This is a genomic window from Roseovarius nitratireducens (assembly GCF_002925845.1).
GTDB lineage: Bacteria > Pseudomonadota > Alphaproteobacteria > Rhodobacterales > Rhodobacteraceae > Roseovarius > Roseovarius nitratireducens.
The window spans coordinates 13,856-34,994 of sequence record NZ_PDNI01000032.1 but is presented as its reverse complement, the minus strand read 5'-3'; the positions used below and the strand labels follow the sequence as shown (position 1 = coordinate 34,994).

General features: G+C 63.7%; 24 protein-coding genes and 2 riboswitches. Of the genes, 8 read left to right on the top strand and 16 right to left on the bottom strand.

Annotated elements, in window-relative coordinates; translation table 11 throughout:
• The first annotated feature begins 25 nt into the window (after nt 1-25).
• From CRJ03_RS06565 to CRJ03_RS06545, 5 genes are read left to right on the top strand one after another with little or no spacing between them, the layout of a single operon-like run.
• Nucleotides 26-682, top strand: a complete 657-nt coding sequence (locus CRJ03_RS06565) for an SCO family protein (RefSeq protein WP_104018104.1) — start codon at nt 26-28, stop codon at nt 680-682.
• On the top strand, nt 679-1,119 hold the full coding sequence (locus tag CRJ03_RS06560; protein WP_104018103.1) for a copper chaperone PCu(A)C: 441 nt from the start codon (nt 679-681) through the stop codon (nt 1,117-1,119). The genes CRJ03_RS06565 and CRJ03_RS06560 overlap by 4 nt, the downstream gene beginning before the upstream one ends.
• The gene (locus CRJ03_RS06555; protein WP_104018102.1) at nt 1,116-1,718 is read left to right on the top strand and encodes a cytochrome-c oxidase; all 603 of its coding nucleotides are present in this window, start codon (nt 1,116-1,118) and stop codon (nt 1,716-1,718) included. The genes CRJ03_RS06560 and CRJ03_RS06555 overlap by 4 nt, the downstream gene beginning before the upstream one ends.
• Nucleotides 1,715-2,215, top strand: coding sequence for a hypothetical protein (locus CRJ03_RS06550; protein ID WP_104018101.1), 501 nt, complete (start codon nt 1,715-1,717; stop codon nt 2,213-2,215). Before CRJ03_RS06555 ends, CRJ03_RS06550 begins: the two co-directional genes overlap by 4 nt.
• The gene (locus tag CRJ03_RS06545; protein ID WP_104018100.1) at nt 2,208-2,936 is read left to right on the top strand and encodes a cytochrome c biogenesis CcdA family protein; all 729 of its coding nucleotides are present in this window, start codon (nt 2,208-2,210) and stop codon (nt 2,934-2,936) included. The genes CRJ03_RS06550 and CRJ03_RS06545 overlap by 8 nt, the downstream gene beginning before the upstream one ends.
• Before the next feature lie 175 nt (nt 2,937-3,111).
• Here the strand turns inward: CRJ03_RS06545 and cobF are convergent, their stop codons facing one another.
• From cobF to cbiE, 9 genes are all read right to left on the bottom strand, one after another.
• Nucleotides 3,112-3,870 carry a precorrin-6A synthase (deacetylating) gene (gene cobF / locus CRJ03_RS06540; protein ID WP_104018099.1) on the bottom strand — a complete coding sequence of 253 codons (759 nt, stop codon included), beginning with the start codon at nt 3,868-3,870 and terminating at the stop codon, nt 3,112-3,114.
• 31 nt (nt 3,871-3,901) lie between these two features.
• Complete coding sequence (locus CRJ03_RS06535; RefSeq protein ID WP_104018098.1) at nt 3,902-4,624, bottom strand: CbtA family protein; 723 nt, start codon at nt 4,622-4,624, stop codon at nt 3,902-3,904.
• 18 nt (nt 4,625-4,642) lie between these two features.
• Nucleotides 4,643-4,813, bottom strand: coding sequence for a CbtB domain-containing protein (locus CRJ03_RS06530; protein ID WP_104018097.1), 171 nt, complete (start codon nt 4,811-4,813; stop codon nt 4,643-4,645).
• Nucleotides 4,814-4,847: 34 nt separating this feature from the next.
• Nucleotides 4,848-5,067, bottom strand: a riboswitch (cobalamin riboswitch).
• An 80-nt stretch (nt 5,068-5,147) separates the two neighbouring features.
• Nucleotides 5,148-5,480 carry a DUF1636 family protein gene (locus CRJ03_RS06525; protein WP_104018096.1) on the bottom strand — a complete coding sequence of 111 codons (333 nt, stop codon included), beginning with the start codon at nt 5,478-5,480 and terminating at the stop codon, nt 5,148-5,150.
• Nucleotides 5,477-6,193, bottom strand: coding sequence for a uroporphyrinogen-III C-methyltransferase (gene cobA / locus CRJ03_RS06520; protein ID WP_104018095.1), 717 nt, complete (start codon nt 6,191-6,193; stop codon nt 5,477-5,479). The genes CRJ03_RS06525 and cobA overlap by 4 nt, the downstream gene beginning before the upstream one ends.
• Nucleotides 6,190-7,500, bottom strand: a complete 1,311-nt coding sequence (locus CRJ03_RS06515) for a cobyrinic acid a,c-diamide synthase CobB (RefSeq protein WP_104018094.1) — start codon at nt 7,498-7,500, stop codon at nt 6,190-6,192. The genes cobA and CRJ03_RS06515 overlap by 4 nt, the downstream gene beginning before the upstream one ends.
• Nucleotides 7,501-7,506: 6 nt before the next feature.
• Nucleotides 7,507-8,307 carry a precorrin-4 C(11)-methyltransferase gene (gene cobM, locus CRJ03_RS06510; protein WP_104018093.1) on the bottom strand — a complete coding sequence of 267 codons (801 nt, stop codon included), beginning with the start codon at nt 8,305-8,307 and terminating at the stop codon, nt 7,507-7,509.
• Nucleotides 8,304-8,675: a cobalamin biosynthesis protein gene (locus CRJ03_RS06505; RefSeq protein ID WP_104018092.1), complete on the bottom strand. Its 372-nt coding sequence runs from the start codon at nt 8,673-8,675 to the stop codon at nt 8,304-8,306. Before CRJ03_RS06505 ends, cobM begins: the two co-directional genes overlap by 4 nt.
• Nucleotides 8,672-9,868: a precorrin-6y C5,15-methyltransferase (decarboxylating) subunit CbiE gene (gene cbiE / locus CRJ03_RS06500; protein WP_104018091.1), complete on the bottom strand. Its 1,197-nt coding sequence runs from the start codon at nt 9,866-9,868 to the stop codon at nt 8,672-8,674. Before cbiE ends, CRJ03_RS06505 begins: the two co-directional genes overlap by 4 nt.
• Between cbiE and CRJ03_RS06495 the strand changes: the two genes are divergently transcribed.
• Nucleotides 9,867-10,622: a cobalt-precorrin-6A reductase gene (locus tag CRJ03_RS06495; RefSeq protein ID WP_104018090.1), complete on the top strand. Its 756-nt coding sequence runs from the start codon at nt 9,867-9,869 to the stop codon at nt 10,620-10,622. The genes cbiE and CRJ03_RS06495 overlap by 2 nt on opposite strands.
• On the opposite strand, the gene cobJ is transcribed toward CRJ03_RS06495, so the two are convergent.
• From cobJ to CRJ03_RS06460, 7 genes are read right to left on the bottom strand one after another with little or no spacing between them, the layout of a single operon-like run.
• Nucleotides 10,595-11,347, bottom strand: coding sequence for a precorrin-3B C(17)-methyltransferase (gene cobJ, locus CRJ03_RS06490; protein WP_104018089.1), 753 nt, complete (start codon nt 11,345-11,347; stop codon nt 10,595-10,597). The genes CRJ03_RS06495 and cobJ overlap by 28 nt on opposite strands.
• Nucleotides 11,344-12,087 (bottom strand): precorrin-2 C(20)-methyltransferase, encoded by a 744-nt coding sequence (locus CRJ03_RS06485; protein ID WP_104018088.1) that lies wholly within the window; start codon nt 12,085-12,087, stop codon nt 11,344-11,346. The genes cobJ and CRJ03_RS06485 overlap by 4 nt, the downstream gene beginning before the upstream one ends.
• A complete protein-coding gene (locus CRJ03_RS06480; RefSeq protein ID WP_104018087.1) occupies nt 12,084-12,713 on the bottom strand; it encodes a precorrin-8X methylmutase in 630 nt (209 codons plus the stop codon). The genes CRJ03_RS06485 and CRJ03_RS06480 overlap by 4 nt, the downstream gene beginning before the upstream one ends.
• Nucleotides 12,714-13,799 (bottom strand): ferredoxin-like domain-containing protein, encoded by a 1,086-nt coding sequence (locus CRJ03_RS06475; RefSeq protein WP_240611583.1) that lies wholly within the window; start codon nt 13,797-13,799, stop codon nt 12,714-12,716.
• A 59-nt stretch (nt 13,800-13,858) separates the two neighbouring features.
• Nucleotides 13,859-17,158 carry a cobaltochelatase subunit CobN gene (gene cobN, locus CRJ03_RS06470; RefSeq protein ID WP_104018085.1) on the bottom strand — a complete coding sequence of 1,100 codons (3,300 nt, stop codon included), beginning with the start codon at nt 17,156-17,158 and terminating at the stop codon, nt 13,859-13,861.
• A gap of 15 nt (nt 17,159-17,173) precedes the next feature.
• Nucleotides 17,174-18,229: a cobalamin biosynthesis protein CobW gene (cobW, locus tag CRJ03_RS06465; protein ID WP_104018084.1), complete on the bottom strand. Its 1,056-nt coding sequence runs from the start codon at nt 18,227-18,229 to the stop codon at nt 17,174-17,176.
• A 1-nt stretch (nt 18,230) separates the two neighbouring features.
• Complete coding sequence (locus CRJ03_RS06460; RefSeq protein WP_104018083.1) at nt 18,231-18,629, bottom strand: DUF1636 family protein; 399 nt, start codon at nt 18,627-18,629, stop codon at nt 18,231-18,233.
• 92 nt (nt 18,630-18,721) lie between these two features.
• A riboswitch (cobalamin riboswitch) is annotated at nt 18,722-18,927 on the bottom strand.
• A gap of 38 nt (nt 18,928-18,965) precedes the next feature.
• On the opposite strand from CRJ03_RS06460, the gene cobO reads away from it, so the two are divergent.
• Together cobO and CRJ03_RS06450 are read left to right on the top strand one after the other, a co-directional pair.
• Nucleotides 18,966-19,577 (top strand): cob(I)yrinic acid a,c-diamide adenosyltransferase, encoded by a 612-nt coding sequence (cobO, locus tag CRJ03_RS06455; RefSeq protein ID WP_104018082.1) that lies wholly within the window; start codon nt 18,966-18,968, stop codon nt 19,575-19,577.
• Complete coding sequence (locus tag CRJ03_RS06450; RefSeq protein WP_104018081.1) at nt 19,577-21,025, top strand: cobyric acid synthase; 1,449 nt, start codon at nt 19,577-19,579, stop codon at nt 21,023-21,025. Before cobO ends, CRJ03_RS06450 begins: the two co-directional genes overlap by 1 nt.
• The last annotated feature ends 114 nt before the right edge of the window (nt 21,026-21,139 follow it).

Below are 21,139 nucleotides of genomic sequence, written 5' to 3'. Positions count from 1 at the left end.
CCCACTTTTTGAAAGGCCCGATCACATGAACCAAACTTCGAACGGTGGCGGCTTGAGCCGCATCCGTCGCGGTCTCTGGGCAATGACCGGCGTTGCTGTCGTCGCGCTAGGGGCCGCGTTCCTCTGGCGGGCACAGACCCCGGGAGACCTGCCCGGCCCCCGCGTCACCGGCGAGGCGGCGATCACCAATGCCTATACCCTGACCGACCATACCGGACGATCGGTGACGGCGGACGACTTCGACGGCCAGTGGCAGCTGGTTTTCTTCGGCTTTACCCATTGCCCGGATATCTGCCCGACAACGCTGGCCTACATGGCGCAGGTGATGGACGCACTCGGCCCCAAGTCCGCGCAGGTAACGCCGATCTTCGTCACGGTGGACCCGGCCCGCGACACGCGCGACGTCATGGCCGCCTATGTCGAAGCCTTCCATCCCCGCATGGTCGGCCTCACGGGGACGGAGGCGCAGATCGCTGAGGCCGCAGGCAATTTCCGCGTCTGGTACGAGCGCGCCGAGGATACCACCGCACCCAACGGCTACACCATGGCCCATTCCGGACACATCTATGTCATGGCCCCCGACGGCGGCTTCGTCGATGTCTGGCTGGAGGGTGACGCGCCCGCTGAAACTTTTGCCGAAAATCTATCGGCTCTCATTCAAGCGACAGGATCATCATCGTGAAACCCATTGCGCTCGCCGTCTTCTGCGCGGCCCTCCCGACTCTCGCCGCCGCCGATCTGAGTGTCACAGACCCGTGGGCCCGCGCCAGCATCCTGGCCAGCCGCCCCGGCGCCGCATACCTCACGCTGGAAAGCGATATCGCGGACCAGCTCACGGCGCTTGAAACGCCCGCGGCGGGCCATGTGATGCTGCATGACACTGTAACGGATACCAACGGCGTCTCCCGCATGAACCATATCGAAGCACTCGATCTCACCCCCGGCACACCCGTCACCTTCGCCCCCGGAGGAATGCACCTGATGCTGATGGATCTGACCGGGAAGCTGGAGGAGGGCAGCACCTTTCCGCTGACCCTGACCTTCGAGAATGCCGGGGAGATCACGGTCGAGGTGCCGGTTCTGAGCGTGACCGCGACCGGGCCGGGGAACGCGGAATGAGACGCATCCTGTTCATTTTGGCCATCCTGTTCCCGGCAGGTTCGGCAATCGCGCATCATCCAGGCGAGCGGATCGACGAGGTGATGGCCGAGCGGGAACCTGCGTTCGAGCCGACCGACCTGCGGCGCACGCCGCGTCTGCGCGGGACCGATGCCGATGGCGGAGTCCTGCGGCTGGAAGCCCGGCAGGACCGGATCGTCGTGGTCACCTTCGCGCCCGAGGGCTGCGGCGCGCCGTGCGAGGCCCAGCAGGCGCTGCTGCGCAAGGTGCAGGAGGGGGTAAACATCACCCCGATGCGCGAGTGGGTTACTTTCCTGACCGTTGGCCCCGCCACAGGAGTTGGCTGGGATCGAGCGAATTGGCATGCGATAACGTCGAAGGGAGACGCGGTCAAAACAAGGGCGAACTTTTCCGCCCTTTCTGATCGCAATGGCAGCACGCCAATGGTTCACATCATTGATCGGGGCGGGCGACATACTGCCATTTTCCACGGCACCGGGTTTGGCCACGTGAATCTCATCCTGTACCTTAGCGAGCTGGCTAACGCACCACCCCCGGAGCCTGGCTGGTTCGACAGCATCTTGGGACTATTCCAATGACGGCAATCCCGTTCACCCATGTGGCGGAGACGCGCAACTGGCTGGTCATCCTGCGCCGGTATCTCGTATTCTCCGCCATTGCGCACCTGCTCTGGGAGTTCGCGCATATTCCGCTTTACACGATCTGGCTGACCGGAGCGCCCGGGGAGATCGTCTTCGCGGCGGTGCACTGCACCGGGGGCGATATCCTGACCACCCTCAGCACTTTCTTTCTTGCGCTCTTGCTGTTCGGCCGACCCACGTGGCCGCAGACGCAAGGGCCCAGCATTCTCCTTGCTGCGCTGATCTTCGGTGTCGGCTACACGATCTTCAGCGAATGGCTAAACATCGAGATCCATGAGGCTTGGGCTTACCGCGATCTCATGCCTGTCATTCCCGTGATCGATGCAGGGTTGAGCCCGATCCTGCAATGGGTGGTCATTCCGACTGCGGCCTATTCCTATGCTCTTGGTTGGTGGCCATGGCGACAGAGAACGCTGGAGGTGACGCATGGCTGACCTCTCGCTCATCGGGATGACCGCGGCCCTTCTGGCGGGTGCGATATCCTTTGTCTCACCCTGTGTGCTACCATTGGTGCCCGGCTATGTCTCCTATATCGCCGGGCGCTCGGTAGGCGGCGCGGTGGCACCCCGGCGCGGTCAGGTCGTCTGGCTAAGCCTCTGGTTCGTGCTGGGTTTTTCCACGATCTTCATGATCCTCGGGGCCTCGGCCACAGCCCTCGGACAATCCTTGCTGCGCTGGCGGTATGAGCTCAACTTCCTCGGCGGTGGGATCATCATCCTGTTCGGGCTCTTCATGCTGGGGGCGGCACGTATTCAGGCGATGGAGCGGGATTTTCGGTTTCACGTCGATCTGCCGGGAGGACGCCCCCCGGGCTCTTACGTGCTTGGGCTCGCCTTCGGCTTTGGCTGGACCCCCTGCATCGGCCCGATCCTTGGCGCGATCCTGACGGCGAGCGCGACAAGTGCAACGATCGGGCAGGGCGTGGCGCTCCTTGCGATCTACTCCGCCGGGCTTGGCGTCCCGTTCCTTGTTGTCGCCGCCTTCACCGACCGCCTGACAGGTCGTCTGCGCGGAGTGGGTCGCGTGGGGCACCGTCTGCATCAGGGCGCGGGCGTGGTGATGATTCTGATGGGTCTGGCCATGATCACCGGACAGTTGAGCGCGCTTTCCTATTGGCTGCTCGATGCGTTTCCGGTGTTGGGGCGGATCGGGTGATCTATGCGATTTAACCCTCTTCCTGCCAGTGAAACTCGTCCTTTCACGACAGTCGGGTCATTTCGGGTTGGGACGGAATTCCACTCTTTTGCTTGTCCGAACTTCACGCGACAATTTGGGCTGGGCGCAGAAGAACTGTAGGTGATAGCCCACCTTAACGCTATCGAATACCAGGTCAAAACAGGCGTGAAGGATTGTCTTCTCGACGGAGAAGATAGCTATCCATAATCCAACCGTTCCGTGCACGGGCCTCGGCGCGCTTTTGGACAATTTCGTTGCCCACTTCATGGAGCGGACCTTCGATCAAAATCTCGTTTTCAGATGCCAAATAGGCCCCCCACCAGATATGCAGCCCCTCTGGATCGAGTTCCTGAAACGAGCACTGTCCGTCCAACATCACGACAACCGTCGTTTCCCCCGAAGGCACACCAGAACTGCGCAATCGTCGCCCCGTGGTGATATGCACAGGCCCATTGATCGAATTCAGCGGGATTGCGTGGGCCGCTGTCAATGCCTGTATCGCAGTAATTCCGGGTATGAGACGAACAGATGGTTTCGGGGTTAACCTTGCGGCAATACGCAACGTGCTATCGTAAAGCGAAGGGTCTCCCCAGACCAGAAGTGCGACCGGGCCAATTGCCGCCGCGTTCTCCATTGCAGCCTGCCACCTCCGCGCAATCTCGTCGTGCCAGGCCGACACCCTTTCCAGATAGGGCAGGGCGGGGTCGCGGACCGGGTAATCGAAGGTCAGAACCTGGGCGTCGGTTCGGCTTGCAGTGATGATGCGCTGGCGCAGGATCGCCAGCGTTTCCTTTTCTTCTCCCTTGAGTGGAAGCAGAATAACCGCCGCGTCGCGAAGCGCCTGCATGCCTTGGAGGGTGACATGCGCTTCGCTTCCGGTGCCGATACCGATGAGCCAGAGATCACGGATCATTGTGAAGTTCGAACCATCGCTACCACCCTGATCAGGCCGCTTCAGGAGCTGCGAACCGCGCGGTAAGCCAACCGAGCAACGCCCAGACCGCCAGACCGACGCCCAGCACGCGAGCCGAGAATTCGCCCGCCAGTTCCGGCGGCGCGATGCCGTGAAAGCCCTCAAGCATTGGCGCCCCGATGACATGGGGCAGGGCAAGCAAGGCGACACCGCCGATGACAAAAGGCAGGCTGCGGCCATAGCCGATCAGCGCCAGTCCCGCACCCGTGGCCAGGACGGTGCCGAGCCACCAGATCTGGCGCAGCGCGATATCTGCGGCAGTGGTCCCCGGCAACTCGGGCGCGAGCCCCATCGCCGGCGCCAACTGGAAAGAGGCGAAGCCCGCGATGCCCCAGAGGATGCCCTGTTGCAACGAAATCTGTCGCCCGAACAGCCCGGCAACCTGATAGGCTGAGGCCAGGACCAGCCCGTAGCCCGCGTAGATCAGCCCGGTGAAGAGCATGGTCATCACGTTGCGCGCGAGGGTTGAGGAGTCGGCGCCGTCCGCATCGCCATGGCTGTGATCGTGGCCGTTATCGCTAATGGCCACGGTCTCATCACCACCGGCACCTGTGCCGAAATGGACCAGCTCCCCGGTTTCATAAAGTTCCGCGCGGAGAATGAGCTCCTGCACGAAGGCGAAATGCAACACGGCCGCGAACAGCCCTGCGCCAAAGCCGGCGATTAGCCCGCCGGCCAGCATGCGCATCAACATCGGATTTTCCTTGTTCGCTTAGTGACAGGGGAAGCCGGTCGCGTGGCGCATATCATGGGCCGCGTCGTGCAGCGCCGCCGATTGGGCGTGGCCGGAAAAGAACACGATACCCGCGCCCATGATGGCGACGAACAGAATGCTGAATGCCTTGGTCTGGGTTCCAGTTCTTTTGGCGATAACTTGCGTCATTGTTTTCTCCTTGCCGTCACACCCGACGGCGATTCAAGTTACGTTTCCTGTGGCCGGTCTCCTGACTCGCGGGTCGCTGCGGGCCTTTCACCTTCCCACCGGACGCCTTGGCTCCGGCAGTGGTCTAACGAAAGGTCGCTCGCCGCATACAGTCGCGGGGGCGGTCGGGGGTTCGTTTCGCTTTCTGTTTCCCTGTTCCCGTATTAAGTCCCAATCGTAAGACCGAGTGGGACGCCACGTTCAATCTATGTCCTTTCGGCGACCGCGCCGTCAATGCCAAACGCGGATGAGTTCAGACGACAAGCGACATCCTGACCGCATATGACGGCCCACTTCACCCCGGGATCCGTGCGATTGCCTTGAAACGCAGGTCTTCAAGAACACGCGCATCGGCAATATCCCCGGTGTCCGACTCGCGATACAGGCGCAGGAAGTTCTCGATCAGCGGCACGTCGTCTTCGCTCAAATCGCCGAAGAGGTAGGCGGTCTTACCCGGCGCCCTGACCGCAAGAGTGGAGGGACGGGCGCAGCCCGACATGCACTCACGCGTCGTCACCCTCGGTGGGTGCGGATCCATCTCGAGACGATCCCGCAATTGATCGGAGAATGCTGTGCGTCCCAGCGGGCAAGAGGAACAGACGGTAACGGTTATCGTGCGGTCGGTCATCTGGCCAGCGGCCCATAAAGGATCAGCGCCGGTTTCTCGCTGATGTCGCGCGACAGTTGCTCGGCCAGGGACCGCACCGTGTGGCGTTCGATATGCTGTTCGGGGGTACTGACGCCTTCGGCCAGCATGGCGGGCGTGGTCTCGGGGAGACCGGCGTCGCAAAGAAGGGATATCAGTTTGGGGAATGTTCGCTTGCCCATGAACACGACAGTTGAGGCGAATGGGTCGGAGAGAGCGACGAGATTCAGGTTTTCAGGCAACTGACCCGTGACGTCATGCCCGGTGATAAACTGGACCCGCCGTGCCGTCAGGCGACGAGTCAGCGGGATTCCGACAGCTGCAGCTGCGGCGCAGGCAGACGGGACGCCGGGAATGATTTCGTAAGGGATGGCAGCTTCTCTTAGCGCGTTGACCTCTTCCTCCAGTCGGCCGAAAATCCCGCTGTCGCCGGATTTAAGCCGCACTACTCGTTGGTTCAGCTGTGCGTAGTCGACGAGAAGACGGCTAACATGGTTTTGCTTGGGTGAAGGCCGTCCGGCACGCTTACCCACACCCACCAGATCGGCCCCTTTGCGCACATGGCTCAGGATCGGGCCAGACGAGAGGTCATCAAACAGAACCGCGTCTGCCCGCTTGAGCCGGTCCACCGCCTTGAGCGTCAAGAGCTCCGGGTCTCCTGGCCCTGAACTTACAAAGCTGACAAAGCCTGTCATGCGTATTCCTCTTGCGTGATCAGATGAAAGAACGTGCCGGAGACATTGCCCCGATACGAGCCTGTTTCAGGCACCAGATTGCCATCTGCGTCACGCACGTCCGCCAACGCCGGATCGGGCTGTTCAATTATGGTGGAGTAGTGAAACTCGTGCCCACGCAAGGCGGTTCCTGGCGCAAAACCGGGTAGTGGTGCCTGCAGAACTGCCCGGCGGTAACCAAGGTGGAATTTGCGTTTCTCGTAACTGGTCACAAGACCGAGCAGCCCCGCCATCTTGTGCCTCGTGCCCGACTTGTCGATCAGTGCCTCACCAAGCGCCATGTAGCCGCCGCATTCGCCATGAACGGGGCGGGTCTCGGCATGGCGTCGCAGGCCCGCGCGGAAGGTCTCGGCCGCGGCCAGCTTGTCGGCGTGCAGTTCCGGATAGCCGCCGGGTAGCCAGACGAGATCGGCGTCTGCGTGCGGTGCCTCATCGGCGAGCGGCGAAAAGGGCAGGATCTCGGCCCCCGCCGCCTGCCAGCCTTCCAGCAGATGCGGATAAGTAAAGGAAAACGCCGCATCCTGCGCGATGGCGATGCGCTGCGCCGGGGGGCAGGGCAGGGCGGGCGGGTCGGCGGGCAGTTGCCTACCCTTTGCCGCTGCGCGGATGGCTGCCAGGTCCACATGCTCGCGTAGAAAACTGGCATAGCTCGCAATCGCGGCATCAAGATCGGGATGTTCCACCGCCTGAACCAGACCGAGATGCCGTTCGGGCAAGGTCAAATCGCCCCGCCTTGGCAGCACCCCCAGCACCGGCAGCCCCGCGCGCTCCATCCCCAGTCGCGTCAGCCGCTCATGCCGGGGCGAGGCCACGCGGTTCAGAATCACCCCGGCAAACGGCAGGTCGGGCAGGTAGCTGCGGAACCCCAGGGCCGTGGCGGCTGCGGATTGCGCCTGTCCGCCGACATCTAGCACAAGCAGCACCGGCCAACCCATGGCGAGCGCGGTTTCGGCGCTGCTGCCAAAGCCCTGCTGGCCACGCGTTGCAACCCCGTCAAACAGGCCCATCGACCCTTCGGCCACACAGATACTCGCGCCGTGCGCACGTGCGGTGATCGCCTGCCACAGCGCCGGACCCATGGCCCAGCCATCGAGGTTGAAGCTCAATTGCCCGCAGGCCGCCTTATGGAAGGCGGGGTCGATGTAATCCGGCCCAGACTTGAAAGGCTGGACAACGAACCCGTCGTCTGCCAGCGCCCGCAGCAGACCAAGCATCACCGTGGTCTTGCCCGTGCCGGATGAGGGCGCAGAAATCAGCAGACCTTTCATGTGTGTTCACCCATTTTCCGTCTCTTCGTTCCAGCTAGCCCAAGGGCTGTCCGCACTTTGTGGACGGTAGCGGCGATCGTAATCCACGGCATAAAGGCAGCTTTCGTCGAACCCTTCGCCGGCTAGGGCCGGGCCGACAAGAATCAGCGCGGTGCGCTGGATAGTCTCGCCCAGCTTGCCCCGGATGTCGGCCAGCGTGCCGCGCAGGATCGTCTCGTCCGGCCAGCTGGCGCGATAGACGACGGCGATTGGGCAATCCGCGCCGTAAGCGGGGGAAAGTTCCCCGACAACACGGGCGATGTTTTGGATGGACAGGTGAATCGCCAGCGTGGCGCCTGTGGCGGCGAAATTGGTCAGCGTCTCACCTTGGGGCATCGATGAGGCGCGTCCCGATGTCCGGGTCAACACCACCGACTGCGCCAGTCCCGGCAGGGTCAGCTCCGTCCCCAGCGTGGCGGCGGCCGCGGCGAAGGCGGGCACTCCTGGGGTGACGGAAACCGGGATTCCCTCGGCCCGAAGCCGCCGCATCTGTTCGCCCATGGCAGACCAGATCGACAAATCGCCGGAATGCAGCCGCGCAACATCATGACCGGCGTCATGGGCGCGACGGATCTCGGCGATGATCTGCCCAAGGTCCATCGCGGCGGTGTTCACGATGCGTGCATCCGACGGGCAATGGTCCAGGATCGCCTGCGGCACCAGAGAACCAGCATAAAGGCAGACCGGACATTTGGCGATGATGTCGCGCCCGCGCAGGGTCAGCAGGTCCGGGGCGCCGGGTCCGGCACCGACGAAATGAACGGTCATGAAGGGGCTCCTTTGGCTAGGGCACAACTGGCAAGGCGGTCCTCGGCGTGTTGACGTGAGGTCAACAGCCGGGCCTCGGGGCCGGCACCGGCCAGGGCGGCGGCCTCGGCGACCGAGCCCGTGGACCGCTCTGCCGCGACGCGCTCGGAGTGCGTCTGTGTTACTTGGATGATGAGGCTCTCATGCGGGATCGGATGTACCGGCAGCCCGAGACCCTTGGCTAGCGGGCCGAGCGCTGCCGCCTTGTCTTCTGCAGTGGAAAGCGCATCGGGCGCGGCAATACCGGCGGCCTCACAGGCCCGCGCCAGAGCTTCGCGCAGACTGCCCGTGTCGGCACGAGTCGAAAATCCGAACCCCGCGACGATCATAGGATGTGGCTCCATTGCACGATAGGGTAGGCGGCGCGCCAGCCGCGCCGTGGACCGATCGGCGCGGCACTGGCGATCTCGAGTCGCATGAGCGTGCCGCCAAGCCGTGCATGCGTCTGTGTCAGCTGTGCCTCGCTTTCCAGCGTCACCGCATTGACCAGCAACCGCGTGCCCGGGCGCAGCGCCTCCAGATAGGCCAGCAGTTCAGGCGACAGCCCGCCGCCGACGAATACCACATCCGGTTTATCGAGGCCTTGGAGCGCGTCGGGAGCCTTACCCTCGATTACCCTCAACCGGTCGACGCCCAGCCTGTCAGCATTCTCGCAAATCCGCGCGGTCCGGTCGCAGCTAGGCTCGATTGCCGTCGCCGTCAGGGTGGGATCGGACAGCAGCCATTCGATACCGATGGAGCCGGAGCCGCCGCCGATATCCCAAAGATGTTCGAACGGAAGTGGGGCGAGCGCCGAGAGCGTCATCGCGCGAATGGGTTGTTTGGTGATCTGCCCGTCGCTCTTGAACCAGCTGTCCGGCCGCCCGGCAGTGAGCGGCAGCGCCACGCCCATTCCCGCAACCTCGACGGCCACACAGACCGGATGCGCAAACTCGCGTCCCGCCAGAGTGTCGGCCGTGCAAGCGGTGACTCGTTCCCTTGGGCCGCCGAGAGCTTCGAGCACGGTGCAGTTCGAAGCGCCGAAACCGCAGCCATCCAGATAGCCAGCAAGCGCCCCGACGGCTGGTCCGTCGCGCAGCGTGACGATAATCCGGCGTCCAACCGCGAGGTGTGGGCGCAGGCGACCGAGCGGCACGGCATGCAAGCCAAGGCACAGTGTGCGGTCCAGCGCCCAGCCCAGCCGCGCGGCGGCCAGCGAAAAACTCGACCGCCCCGGAAAGGCGCGCCATTCCGAGCGGTCCAGACGCTGGGCGATCGTCGTCCCGGCCCCGAACCAGAACGGATCGCCCGAGGCCAGAACGACCGTGGGCTGTCCGCGCCGTGCCATCAACTGCTCGACACCGCCGGAAAATGGCACAGGCCAAACGATCCGTTCAGCCGCGCCATCGGGCAGGAGCGACAGGTGGCGTTCTGCACCCATGATGCAGCGGGCCCACGCCAGCGCGTCACGGCTTGAAGAGCACAGCCCGTCTGGTCCATCTTCACCCAGACCGATTAAGGTCAACCAAGGAGTTTCAGACATGCGCCCAAACCTCCTGATCCTTGGCGGCACGACCGAAGGTCGCAGTCTGTGCAACGCTGTGGCAGAGGCGGGCCTGTCCGGCACCGTGTCCATGGCCGGGCGCGTGGAGCGTCCCACGCCGCAGGGCGTGCCGATGCGGGTGGGTGGCTTTGGCGGAGCGGAAGGCCTGGCGTGGTATCTGCGCGAGCACGCCATCACCCATGTGATCGATGCGACCCATCCCTTTGCTGCGCAGATGAGCCGCAATGCCATCGACGCCTGTGAACGGACCGGAATCCCGCTCATCGCCCTGACCCGCGCGCCCTGGCAGGCCGCGCCCGGGGATCGCTGGACCCATGTGCCCGACATCGCGGGCGCAGTGGCGGCGCTCGAGTGTCCGCCAAATCGGGTCATGCTGGCCGTGGGGCGCATGCATTTGCAGGACTTCACCGCCAATCCGCAACATACCTATCTGCTTAGGCTGGTGGACTCGCCGGCGGAGCCGCTGGGCTTTCCCGAGGCAGAGGTGATTTTGGCTCGTGGGCCCTTTACGCTGAAGGGCGACCGCGCGCTTCTGGCGGAGCATCGCATCGATCTGCTGGTGTGCAAGAACGCGGGCGGCGCCGGGGCGCAGGCCAAGATCCTCGCCGCGCGGGAACTGGGTCTGTCGGTCCTTATGATCGACCGCCCCGGCATTCCGGCACGTCCCGAGGCGCATTCCATTCCAGAAGTGATGCGCTGGCTGGGTCATGTCTCTACCGATCTGGGGGTATAGACAATTGGCGCGCCCGTGCGCTGTATGATGCGGGTGGTGGAGGACCCCACCAGAACCATGGTGCGCATATCGGCCATTTCTGGCTTGCAGTTCGTGAGCGGCACCACGTGGATCTCCTCTTCCGGTGTCGAGACAGCACGGGCAAAGATGACGGGCCGTGCATCGTTGCAGCTTTCCCGCAGGATCTGCAATGTCTTGGCGAATCCCTCGGGCCGGGATTTGGAACGCGGATTGTAGAAGGCCATGGCGAAATCCGCCTCAGCCGCCAGCCGCAACCGTTTTTCAATGAGCGCCCAGGGTTTGAGATTGTCGCTGAGATTGATGGCGCAGAAATCATGTCCCAGCGGGGCCCCCGCGCGCGCCGCGGCGGCCAGCATGGCAGTGATGCCGGGCAGCACACGGATTTCCAGATCGCGCCATTCGGCAGGTCCGGCCTCCACCGCCTCGAACACGGCAGCGGCCATGGCAAAGACCCCGGGATCGCCCGACGAGACAACCACGACATGGCGTCCCGCAAGGGCCATCTCCAACGCATACCGCGACCGGTCAATCTCGGCCCTGTTGTCGGACGGGTGCAGCCTCAGCCCGGGCCGTTCCGTCACGCGGGCGACATAGGGAATATAGCCCGCCACGTCGGTGGCCTGCGCGAGGGCATAGCTGACCTCTGGCGTCACCAGCGCCTCCGCGCCGGGGCCGAGCCCGGCAATGACGAGCGATCCTGTCACGGGCGCCTCCCGTTGCCATGCACCACGATGATCGAGAAATAAGGGGCCACTCGGTCGCCCGCCTCGGACAGCTTTTGCACGGTTTGATCAGCCATCGCGGCATACTCGACCAGCCACGCCGCGTCGAACCGGCCGGCGCGGCGCAGTGCGTTGCAGATTTTCACGAGATTGCGGCCGATCTTCATGATCACCAGCGCATCGACTCGGGCCATGTGCTCGACCAGAGCGTCTTCGGGCAAGGTGCCCATCAGCACGCTGAGCACATCGTCGCCCCATGTGATGGGTACACCGGTTGCGGTCCAGGCAGCGCTCATGCCGGTAATCGCGGGCACGACCTCAACCGGGCAATTGTCCTTGAGCCGGGAATAGAGATGCATGAAGGAGCCGTAGAAGAAGGGGTCCCCTTCGCTTACGACAACCACGGCCTGCCCGGCCTCCGACAGGGCGCGAAGGCGCGCGGCGCTTTCTTCGTAAAAGGCGGATAATATCTCATTGTAGCGCGGATCGCTGAAGGGAATCTCGGTTGTCACCGGGTATTCCATGGCAATTTCGACCGCATCCGCGCGCGGCAGGCCCTCAAGGATGCGCCGCGCCTGGCCGGTACGGCCCGTCTTTCGGAAATAAGCCACATGCGAAGCCTCCCGTAACAGCCGGTCCGCCTTGACCGACATCAGCTCGGGGTCGCCGGGGCCCAGCCCGACGCCCCAGATTGTGCCTTGCGTGCGCACGCCGCCGCTCATTCCTCGCGGCTCGCGATGGCATTGATGGCCGCGACGGTGATGGCGCTGCCGCCAAGACGGCCTTCGACGATACAGCACGGCACCGGCTGATCCGCCCACAGTGCGTCCTTGCTTTCGCGCGCGCCGACAAAGCCCACCGGGCAGCCAATGACGGCCGCCGGACGAGGACAGGCCGGATCTTCGAGCATGTTGAGCAGGTAAAACAGCGCCGTGGGCGCGTTGCCAATGGCCACGAGCGCGCCCTCCAGCCGGGACCGCCACAATTCCAGCGCGGCGGCGGATCGGGTGTTGCCCATGTTCCGGGCCAGGTCGTGGATGCCCTCGGCATGCAAGGTACAGATCACGTTATTGTCGGCAGGCAGCCGCGCGCGGGTGATGCCTTCGGACACCATCCGCGCATCGCAAAGGATGGGCGCGCCGGACTCAAGCGCGGCGCGGGCGGTCCGGGCAAAGCCCGGCGAAAAGCGGATGTGTTCTTCCAGCCCGACCAGCCCGGCGGCGTGGATCATGCGGACAACGATCCGCTCTTCTTCCGGCTGGAACCGCGCCAGATTCGCTTCGGCACGAATGGTGGCAAAGCTCTCGGCATAAATGGCGGCGCCGTCTCTTTCGTATTCGTAGGGCATTCAAGGGATCCTGGTCAGGTCATGAAGGTCGTCGGTGGCCAGCCCCTGGGCTGAGGGCTCTTCCCACGGTGCGCCATTCCGGACAAGGTCATAGCGCCCGTTTCGTCCGGTCAGCGTGACATCGGCGCGGCGGGGCTGGGCGCAGCCCTTGGCACATCCGGAGACATGCAAGCTGCCATCCACCCGCTCTGCCAGCCGTTTGGCCAGAACACGCGTCTCGACCGTGGCCTGTGGGCAAAGCGGCGCGCCGGGACAGGCATGCGCGGTCAGCAAGGCAGAAGCCGGAGTAGCGACGAAACCTGGGGCGTCCTTGGCTTTACTGCCCCGTAGCCAGAAGAGACGGCCCAGCATCAGGCGCATCTCTGTGACGCCAGAGGCCTGCATCGCGAGGTCCAATGCGTCCGCCGACAGGCTGCCGAAGGGGGCGCCAAGGATGAGGCCGCTTCCCGTAGGGCCGGGCGATAGGGACATTGCGGCGGCGCGGGGTTCCTGGACTTGCCATTCATCCGGGAGCGGCGTCTCGCGCAGGTGCCGCGCCATCCGGCCAGCCTCGAACCCTCCAGATTCGACAAACCATGCCACCATCTCGGACAGAGCCGCGAACGCGTCAGATTCCTCGACGGGCCTGCCTTTTGCCGCGCCATCGGCACGGAGAAGCAGCCGGCCCTCGGTATCCTTTTCGAAGCGGAAATCGGCTGATCCATGGACAAGCAGCGCCTCTACGCCAGTGTCCAGCGCATAGCCCATCTTCTCGGGCAGTCGGGGCAAGCCAGGAAGGATATCCAGCAGAGCCCCGTATAGTCTGTCGGTCAAATCACTTGCCGTCCAGTCAGGGGCCATCAGGATATTGCGATGTCCTTCGATGGCCGGATCTGCATCCAGCAGGCCCAAGCCGTCCAATTCGACAAGCAGCTGGGCGAAATCTACCTCGGCCACGGCACGGATCTGCAGGTTGGCGCGACTGGTCAGATCCAATGTGCCATTGCCGAAACGCCGCGCCAGATCGCAGAGCCCGTGAACCTGATCAGGCGACAGCGTCGCGCGAAAAGGGCGCACCCGCACCACCAGCCCGTCGCCGGACATCATCGGACGATGCGCACCGGGGCACCAGCCCTTCACGATCGCGCTTTCCGCCCTCCTCCCGGTCATGTTGCCATTCCTTTCTGCAGCACTGCCAGAATGGAATTGCGCCGGGTCTGCCACAGCCCACCCTCATGCAGCGCGCGGAACGTGTCCTGCATCGCGGCATGGGCCTCGGGATTGGCCTCTTGCAGAAAAGCCTCTGTCTCAGGGTCGCCCAGTGTGGCCTCGTGATAGGCATCGAACAAATGCGGGCCGACCGCATCCGCGAGATGCGCAAAACTGGCCATGTGATCGAGCGTTGCGGCAATCTCGGCAGCACCGCGAAAGCCATGTGCCCGCATCCCGACAATCCAGCGCGGATTGGACGCACGGGCCTGCACCACGCGAGCGATCTCTTCAGGCAGGAGACGGGCCCGCGGGGCGTCGGGATTGGTCGTGTCCAGATGATAGAGCCGCGCCTGACCGCCGGTAATCCCCTGTGCGGCGGCAAAGCCTGCTTCATGCGCGGCGTAATCCGAGGCTAACAGCAAATCTGTCTCGGGCAGGTCCTGCAAGTGCACGAAACTATCGGCCTGGGCCACACGCGTGCGTAGCCCCTGCATGTCATGCGTCGCGCTGTCCCCGTCCAGCGCCCAGGCCGATGCATGGAGCCAGGCCTGCCCGGCCTGCGCGCGCGCCTCAGGCGTGAATGTGTCCAGCGCTGCGCCCATGCCCAACCCGAATCTGCCCGGGGCCGGGCCGTAAACCCGCGCCGCGGGATCATGACCGGCATAGGGGTTCCAGTCCGGGGTCTCGTCACGCTCGGCCAGCACACGCGTGGCCTGCGTAAAGAGAGCCGAGAGCGTCGGGAAGACATCGCGGAACAGACCAGAGACCCGCAGGGTCACGTCGATGCGTGGCCGGTCCAGTTCGGCAATCGGCAGCACCTCCAGCCCCGAGACACGCTCGGATCCCTGATCCCAGACGGGGCGGACCCCAAGCAGGTGCAGCGCCATGGCGAATTCCTCACCGGCGGTGCGCATGGTGACCGAGCCCCACAGATCTACGATCAGCCCGCGCGGCCAGTCTCCTTCTTCCTGCAGATGCCGTCGCACCAGTTCCTCGGCCAGCTTGACCCCTTGGGCATAGGCGGCACGAGTGGGCACGGAGCGCGGGTCCGTCGTGAAGAGGTTGCGACCGGTGGGTAATACGTCATGCCGCCCGCGATAGGGCGAGCCCGAGGGCCCCGCGGCAATCCGCCGCCCGTCCAGTGCGTTGAGTAGCGCGCAGCGTTCCGCATCGGCGGACTCCGCCGTATCGAATGCACCAGCCTCAGTCGGCGCTCGGCCCCAGATATGCAGCCCGTCACCGAACTGGCTTTCCTTAATATCGCAGACAAAGCGATCAATCCGGGTGATCGCCTCGGCGGCACAGGCCGCGCGGTCGAGCCCGAGATTGTCCTCGACCCCCTGCGCCTGCGCCTCGGCCCGTATATCCGCCTGCAGCCGGTCACGGCGCTCGGGGTCCAAACCGTCAGCATTCGAGAACTCGTCGAGCAGCGCCTCTAGACGCGACAACCTGTCGGGCGTCTCGCTCTGGCGCAGCGGTGGCGGCACATGGCCCAGCGTCATCGCGCCAATCCGCCGCTTGGCCTGCGCGGCCTCGCCGGGGTCATTGACGATGAACGGGTAAATCACCGGCAGCGCGCCCGTCAGCACCTCGGGCCAGCACTCGCCAGACAGCGCCACGGATTTGCCGGGCAGCCATTCCAGTGTGCCATGCGCGCCGATATGGATCAGCGCGTCCGCCTGGCCCTGAAGCCATAGGTAAAAGGCCACATAGGCGTGCCGCGGGGTGCGGGTCAGGTCGTGATATTCGTCATCACGCCGCTTTGGCGTGCCGCGCTCGGGCTGCAACGCCACGAGCCCGCGCCCGGTTCGCAGCACCGCAAAGTGAAAGGCCCCATCAATAAAACTGTCGTCGTCTTCGGGCGCGCCCCATGTCGCGTCAAGATCGTTCCTGAGCCGTTGCGGGATTTGCTTGAGAAGTATCTCATACTCCGAAAGCGGCAGTCGCATCTCGCGCGCCAAAAGCCGCTTCTCAAGCTCCCGCGCGGCCACGTCCACCTCATACCCGGACTGCGCCAGATCCGACAGGATTGCATGGGCCGAAGCGGGTGCATCCAGCCCCACCGCATGACCCATGTTCCAGTCCTTGCCGGGATAGGTGGATAGCACCAGCGCCACACGCCGCTTGGTCACCGGTTTCGCGGCCAGATCAAGCCAGCCGCGCACGCGGGCCACGACGGCGTCGATACGCTCAGCATCAGCGCTATGGGCAAAACGGGAGAATTGCAGATCCGGGTCGCGCACGTCTGGCTCTTTGAAGGACACGATACCGCCCATAAGCCGCCCGTCCACCTCGGGTAGGACGACGTGCATCGCCAGATCGGCGGGCGAGAGGCCACGCTCCGCCCCGGCCCATGCATCGCGGCTCGAGGTGGCCAGCGCCACCTGAAAGACCGGCACCTCGCCCACATCGAGCGGCGAGCCCTCGCCGAAGCCCTTTCCGCTGAAGGCGGTGGCGTTGACGATGGCATCCGGGGCATAGGCGCGCACCTGACGGGCCAGCCAACCGGTGGCATCGGGCGCTTTCAGCGAGGGCACGAACAGCGCGCGCACATGATATCCCTGCCCGCGAAAGGCGCTGACCAGCGCCGTGATCGGCGCGAGATCCGCCGCCACAAGATAGGAGCGGTAGAAGACGATCAGTACGCGCGTCGCTTCGGTCGTGGGCATGTCGGCCACCGGACAGGCCACACCCTCCTCCGGCGTCCATGCACCGACAACCGGGACGGACTTTGCCCCGCGCACGGGCGCGGCGTAGAGCCCGGCGGCCAGCGCCATCTGCGCCAGCGCGGCCTGTGCCGCCACGGCCCCGCCCGCATCGCACAGATGAGACAGCCGCCGCAGGGTCGAGACGGGCAAGGTGGACACCGCGTCCAGCCGCGCGTCTTCCCGCCCATCCGCGGGCAATACGGCGACTGCGATCCTCTCGCGCTGCGCCAGCGCCAGAACACTCTGCACGCCGTATTCCCAGTATGGCATGCCGCCAATCAACCGGATCAGGATACCCTTGGCCCCGGCCAGCGTATTTTCGACATAAGTATCAACGGAGAGGGGATGGCGCAGCGCCGTCAGGTTCGCCAGACGCAGGCTGGGCAGCTTGCCCTCGGGCCCGCCGCCGCGCCGCCAGCCGTCTGCGAAGGCGCCAAGGTCACTGTCGGAAAAGGACAGGACCACCAGCTCCGCCGGATCCTGTCCCAGATCCGTAGGAGTGTCCGTCTCTTCGAGGCCGTGGCTTTCGCGGAAGACGACATGCATGGCTGCGGGACCGACTTACCCTGCGGCCTGCATGGCCGGGGCCAGCACGGCGCGGATGGCGTCAGGGTCGATGTCGTCGTGTTCGGCGATCACCACCAGACGCCCGACGCGGGCCTCGTCGGCCTTCCAGGGACGGTCGTATTGATGGCGCACCCGTACGCCGACCGCCTGCACCAGCAGGCGCATCGGTTTGCCCACGACGCTGGCATAGCCCTTGACCCTCAGTATGTTGTTCTCATTCGCCAGCCTTTCTATGGCACGCACCAGCTCGGCCGGATCGGCCAGTTCGGAGATGTCCACGACGATCGATTCGAAATCGTCATGCTCGTGATCGTCGTGGTCGTCGTGATGGGAGGGACGGGCGTCCATGTCATCTTCAGCCGCCGCTTCAAGCCCGAGGATGACGCGCGGGTCCACCGCGCCTTCGGCGACCTCAACAACGGGTATCGGGTGCGGGGCCTCGGCGGCAATGATCTCGCGTGCCTTGGCCACGCCCTCGCGACCAGCCAGATCGGGCTTTGTTAGAAGAACGATGTCGGCACAAGAAATCTGATCCTTGAAGACCTCGGACAGCGGCGTATCGTGGTCGAGGCTGTCATCGGCCAGCCTTTGCGCGTCCACGCGAGACACGTCGGGGGCAAAACGGCCCGCCGCCACCGCCTCGGCATCAACGAGCGCGATCACGCCGTCAACTGTGATCTTCGAGCGGATGTCGGGCCATTCGAAAGCCTTGAGCAACGGCTTGGGCAGGGCAAGGCCAGAGGTCTCTATCAGGATGTGATCCGGGCGGGGATCCAGCGCCATCAGCGCCTCGATCGTCGGGATGAAGTCATCGGCCACGGTGCAGCAGATGCAGCCGTTGGCCAGTTCCATGATGTTTTCCGCCGGGCAATCGGGAATGGCACAGCCCTTGAGGATTTCACCATCGACGCCAACATCGCCGAATTCGTTGACGACAACGGCCAGCCGCCGACCGCCCGGATTCCGCATCAAATGCGAGATCAGGGTGGTCTTTCCCGAGCCGAGAAAGCCGGTGATCACCGTCACTGACAGCTTTGCGAGATTGGTCATGTCAGGTCTCCTGGGGCTGGACGACGGGGGGAATGCGCGCAACGCAATTGCGCTTGAAATGGTCAGGTCGCTCGCGCCAAGGGATGATGCCATCAGTACTGTCACGGTACTGCCTGGCCCCGGCGAGGATCACCTCCGGATGGGCCGTTTCATCGACATTCGCGAAAACATAAGTCCATTTCGAACTCCCCCCTCGAAGGGCGATCGTGCAACCGTGATCACAATTCTGAAGGCACTCGACGGCAGTAATCTTCACGCCATCGGGTGTTTGCAGAGTTGTTATGCGATCAAAGAGTGCCTGTCCGGGACGGCGCGAATCTGACGGAACTGCGTGCGGTCGCTTGCATTTGATACAAACAAGCAACTCAGTTTCTGACTGACGTTTGGCATTCTTTTCCACGTCCTCGGTCCCATGTTCATGGGACGCGGGTCAGATGGCGGAACGAACCCGATCAAAGGGCGCAATCCCGTCACCGGAACACCCCGTCCGGTTTCAAGCAGTTTGTGCTGGCAGGTCTCCCGGCTTGCGGATCTCGGGCCTAAGCCCTTCGGTGGCTCATCCTTCCCGGCAAACGCCAGTGGCTCTGAGCAACCTCTCCGGTCACGGTCGCGGGGGCGGCTGTACTTGACCGCGCGTCTTGCGGCTGCACATTCCCTTTTCACCTGTTTACACAGGCACCAACACAAACGCAGATGGTCCGAATCCCGACGGCTTGTCAAGAACGAGGATGTCAAAATGACAAATGAAGTAAACGTCCGACACACGGCAAAGAAGCGGAAGATAAAGGCCGCCCGCGACAAGATGATGGAATCCAAGACCATGGAGAAGGGCTTGATCATCGTGCATACGGGCTCCGGCAAGGGCAAATCGTCGTCCGGCTTTGGTATGATCATGCGCTGCATTGCCCACGGGATGCCCGCTGCTGTCGTTCAGTTCGTAAAGGGTAACTGGGACACGGGCGAAAAGACGTTCCTTCGCGAACGCTTCGCCGAGGCATGCCGGTTCTTTGTGTCGGGCGAAGGGTTCACGTGGGAAACACAGGACCGTGAGCGTGACGTCGCGGCGGCGCAGAACGGCTGGGAGATCGCGAAGGAGCAGATTCTCGATCCCGAGATTCAGTTTGTCCTGCTGGACGAAATCAACATCGCGCTACGCTATGACTACCTGGATATCGACGAGGTGGTCGACTTCCTGCTGCACCAGAAACCTGCGATGACCCATGTCTGCCTGACCGGACGCAACGCTAAACCCGAGCTGATCGAGGCCGCCGATCTGGTGACCGAGATGACTTTGGTCAAGCACCCGTTTCGCGACGGGGTCAAGGCACAGGCCGGCGTCGAATTCTGATGGGCCGCGCGCTGATGATCCAGGGCACCGGGTCCAATGTCGGTAAGTCCATGCTTGTCGCGGGCCTGTGCCGGGCAGCGGTGCGGCGTGGCCTATCAGTCGCGCCCTTCAAGCCGCAGAACATGTCCAACAACGCCGCCGTGGCGCAGGAAGACCACGAGATCGGTCGGGCCCAGGCGCTGCAGGCACGGGCCTGCGGTTTGGCCCCACACACGGACATGAACCCGGTGTTGCTGAAACCCGAAACGGACATTGGCGCGCAGGTCGTCGTGCAAGGCAAGCGGCTTACCACGGCCCGCGCGCGGGATTACGCCAGGCTCAAACCCCGGCTTCTGGGCGCGGTACTGGACAGTTTTATCCGTTTGCGCACCGCCCATGATCTGGTGATTGTTGAAGGCGCAGGCAGCCCGGCAGAGATCAACCTTCGCGAGGGCGACATCGCCAACATGGGCTTTGCCGCAGCTGCCAATGTGCCAGTGATACTCTGCGCCGACATCGACCGGGGCGGGGTCATCGCTCAGATTGTCGGAACAAAGTCAGTGCTGTCCCAAGCCGACAATGCGAGGATCAGAGGGTTCATTATCAACAAGTTTCGTGGCGACCCCGGGCTTTTTGAAGATGGCTACCATATGATCGAAGAACGGACCGGATGGCAGGGATTTGGCATCGCCCCGTGGTTTGCCGACAGCTGGCGCCTGCCCGCAGAAGATGCGTTGGATGTTGCCGCGCAGCCTGCGCGCAGTGGGCTGCACGTGGTTTGTCTGCGCCTCAGCCGCATCGCAAATTTCGATGATCTCGATCCGTTCAAGCAAGAGCCAGGCGTGCGCGTCACTATGCTGTCTCCCGGCCACCCCATTCCGGCGGATGCGGATCTGGTGATCCTTCCCGGGTCAAAATCCACGCGAGGGGATCTCGCCTTTCTCCAAGACCAGGGCTGGGATATTGACCTGATAGCCCATCATCGGCGCGGGGGGCATGTGTTGGGGATTTGCGGTGGCTACCAGATGCTAGGTCGCGAGGTCGCCGATACCTTTGGTATGGAAGGCCCCGCGGGGATCTCCCCGGGACTGGGCCTGCTGAACATCCGCACCGAAATGGGGGGCGATAAAAGCTTGCGTGAGGTTAGCGCCCGACATGCCGCACTGAACTTGCCGTTTCGAGGCTATGAAATACATATCGGCCAATCGGATGGGCCGGACTGTGCGCGCCCGTTCGCACACGTCTCGGGGAAAGCTGAGGGCGCCGTTTCGGTGGATGGGCGTGTTTCGGGAAGTCATCTCCACGGGATGTTCACCGATGACGCCTTTCGCGCCGCTTGGTTGCAGAGTTTGGGCGCGGCACCCTCAGGCTTGCACTATGATGAAAAATTGGAGAACACGCTTCACGCCCTGTCCGATCACCTTGAGGCTCATCTGGATATAGACGGGCTGCTTTCAACCGCATGTTGAGGGCGAGATGGTGCTAATCTTTCGAGTGGTTGACTCTATTTGTCAACATCACTATCCGACCCGAACGGCAATCTCCCAGCTTACGCCAGGCAGTCGTATCGACATAAACACAAT

Coding starts and splice junctions, on each gene's coding strand:
- CRJ03_RS06565 (WP_104018104.1), top strand. CDS start 26: ATGAACCAAACTTCGAACGGTGGCGGCTTGAGCCGCATCCGTCGCGGT.
- CRJ03_RS06555 (WP_104018102.1), top strand. CDS start 1,116: ATGAGACGCATCCTGTTCATTTTGGCCATCCTGTTCCCGGCAGGTTCG.
- CRJ03_RS06550 (WP_104018101.1), top strand. CDS start 1,715: ATGACGGCAATCCCGTTCACCCATGTGGCGGAGACGCGCAACTGGCTG.
- CRJ03_RS06545 (WP_104018100.1), top strand. CDS start 2,208: ATGGCTGACCTCTCGCTCATCGGGATGACCGCGGCCCTTCTGGCGGGT.
- cobF (WP_104018099.1), bottom strand. CDS start 3,870: ATGATCCGTGATCTCTGGCTCATCGGTATCGGCACCGGAAGCGAAGCG.
- CRJ03_RS06535 (WP_104018098.1), bottom strand. CDS start 4,624: ATGTTGATGCGCATGCTGGCCGGCGGGCTAATCGCCGGCTTTGGCGCA.
- CRJ03_RS06530 (WP_104018097.1), bottom strand. CDS start 4,813: ATGACGCAAGTTATCGCCAAAAGAACTGGAACCCAGACCAAGGCATTC.
- CRJ03_RS06525 (WP_104018096.1), bottom strand. CDS start 5,480: ATGACCGACCGCACGATAACCGTTACCGTCTGTTCCTCTTGCCCGCTG.
- cobA (WP_104018095.1), bottom strand. CDS start 6,193: ATGACAGGCTTTGTCAGCTTTGTAAGTTCAGGGCCAGGAGACCCGGAG.
- CRJ03_RS06515 (WP_104018094.1), bottom strand. CDS start 7,500: ATGAAAGGTCTGCTGATTTCTGCGCCCTCATCCGGCACGGGCAAGACC.
- cobM (WP_104018093.1), bottom strand. CDS start 8,307: ATGACCGTTCATTTCGTCGGTGCCGGACCCGGCGCCCCGGACCTGCTG.
- CRJ03_RS06505 (WP_104018092.1), bottom strand. CDS start 8,675: ATGATCGTCGCGGGGTTCGGATTTTCGACTCGTGCCGACACGGGCAGT.
- CRJ03_RS06495 (WP_104018090.1), top strand. CDS start 9,867: ATGCGCCCAAACCTCCTGATCCTTGGCGGCACGACCGAAGGTCGCAGT.
- cbiE (WP_104018091.1), bottom strand. CDS start 9,868: ATGTCTGAAACTCCTTGGTTGACCTTAATCGGTCTGGGTGAAGATGGA.
- CRJ03_RS06485 (WP_104018088.1), bottom strand. CDS start 12,087: ATGAGCGGCGGCGTGCGCACGCAAGGCACAATCTGGGGCGTCGGGCTG.
- CRJ03_RS06480 (WP_104018087.1), bottom strand. CDS start 12,713: ATGCCCTACGAATACGAAAGAGACGGCGCCGCCATTTATGCCGAGAGC.
- CRJ03_RS06475 (WP_240611583.1), bottom strand. CDS start 13,799: ATGATGTCCGGCGACGGGCTGGTGGTGCGGGTGCGCCCTTTTCGCGCG.
- cobN (WP_104018085.1), bottom strand. CDS start 17,158: ATGCATGTCGTCTTCCGCGAAAGCCACGGCCTCGAAGAGACGGACACT.
- cobW (WP_104018084.1), bottom strand. CDS start 18,229: ATGACCAATCTCGCAAAGCTGTCAGTGACGGTGATCACCGGCTTTCTC.
- cobO (WP_104018082.1), top strand. CDS start 18,966: ATGACAAATGAAGTAAACGTCCGACACACGGCAAAGAAGCGGAAGATA.
- CRJ03_RS06450 (WP_104018081.1), top strand. CDS start 19,577: ATGGGCCGCGCGCTGATGATCCAGGGCACCGGGTCCAATGTCGGTAAG.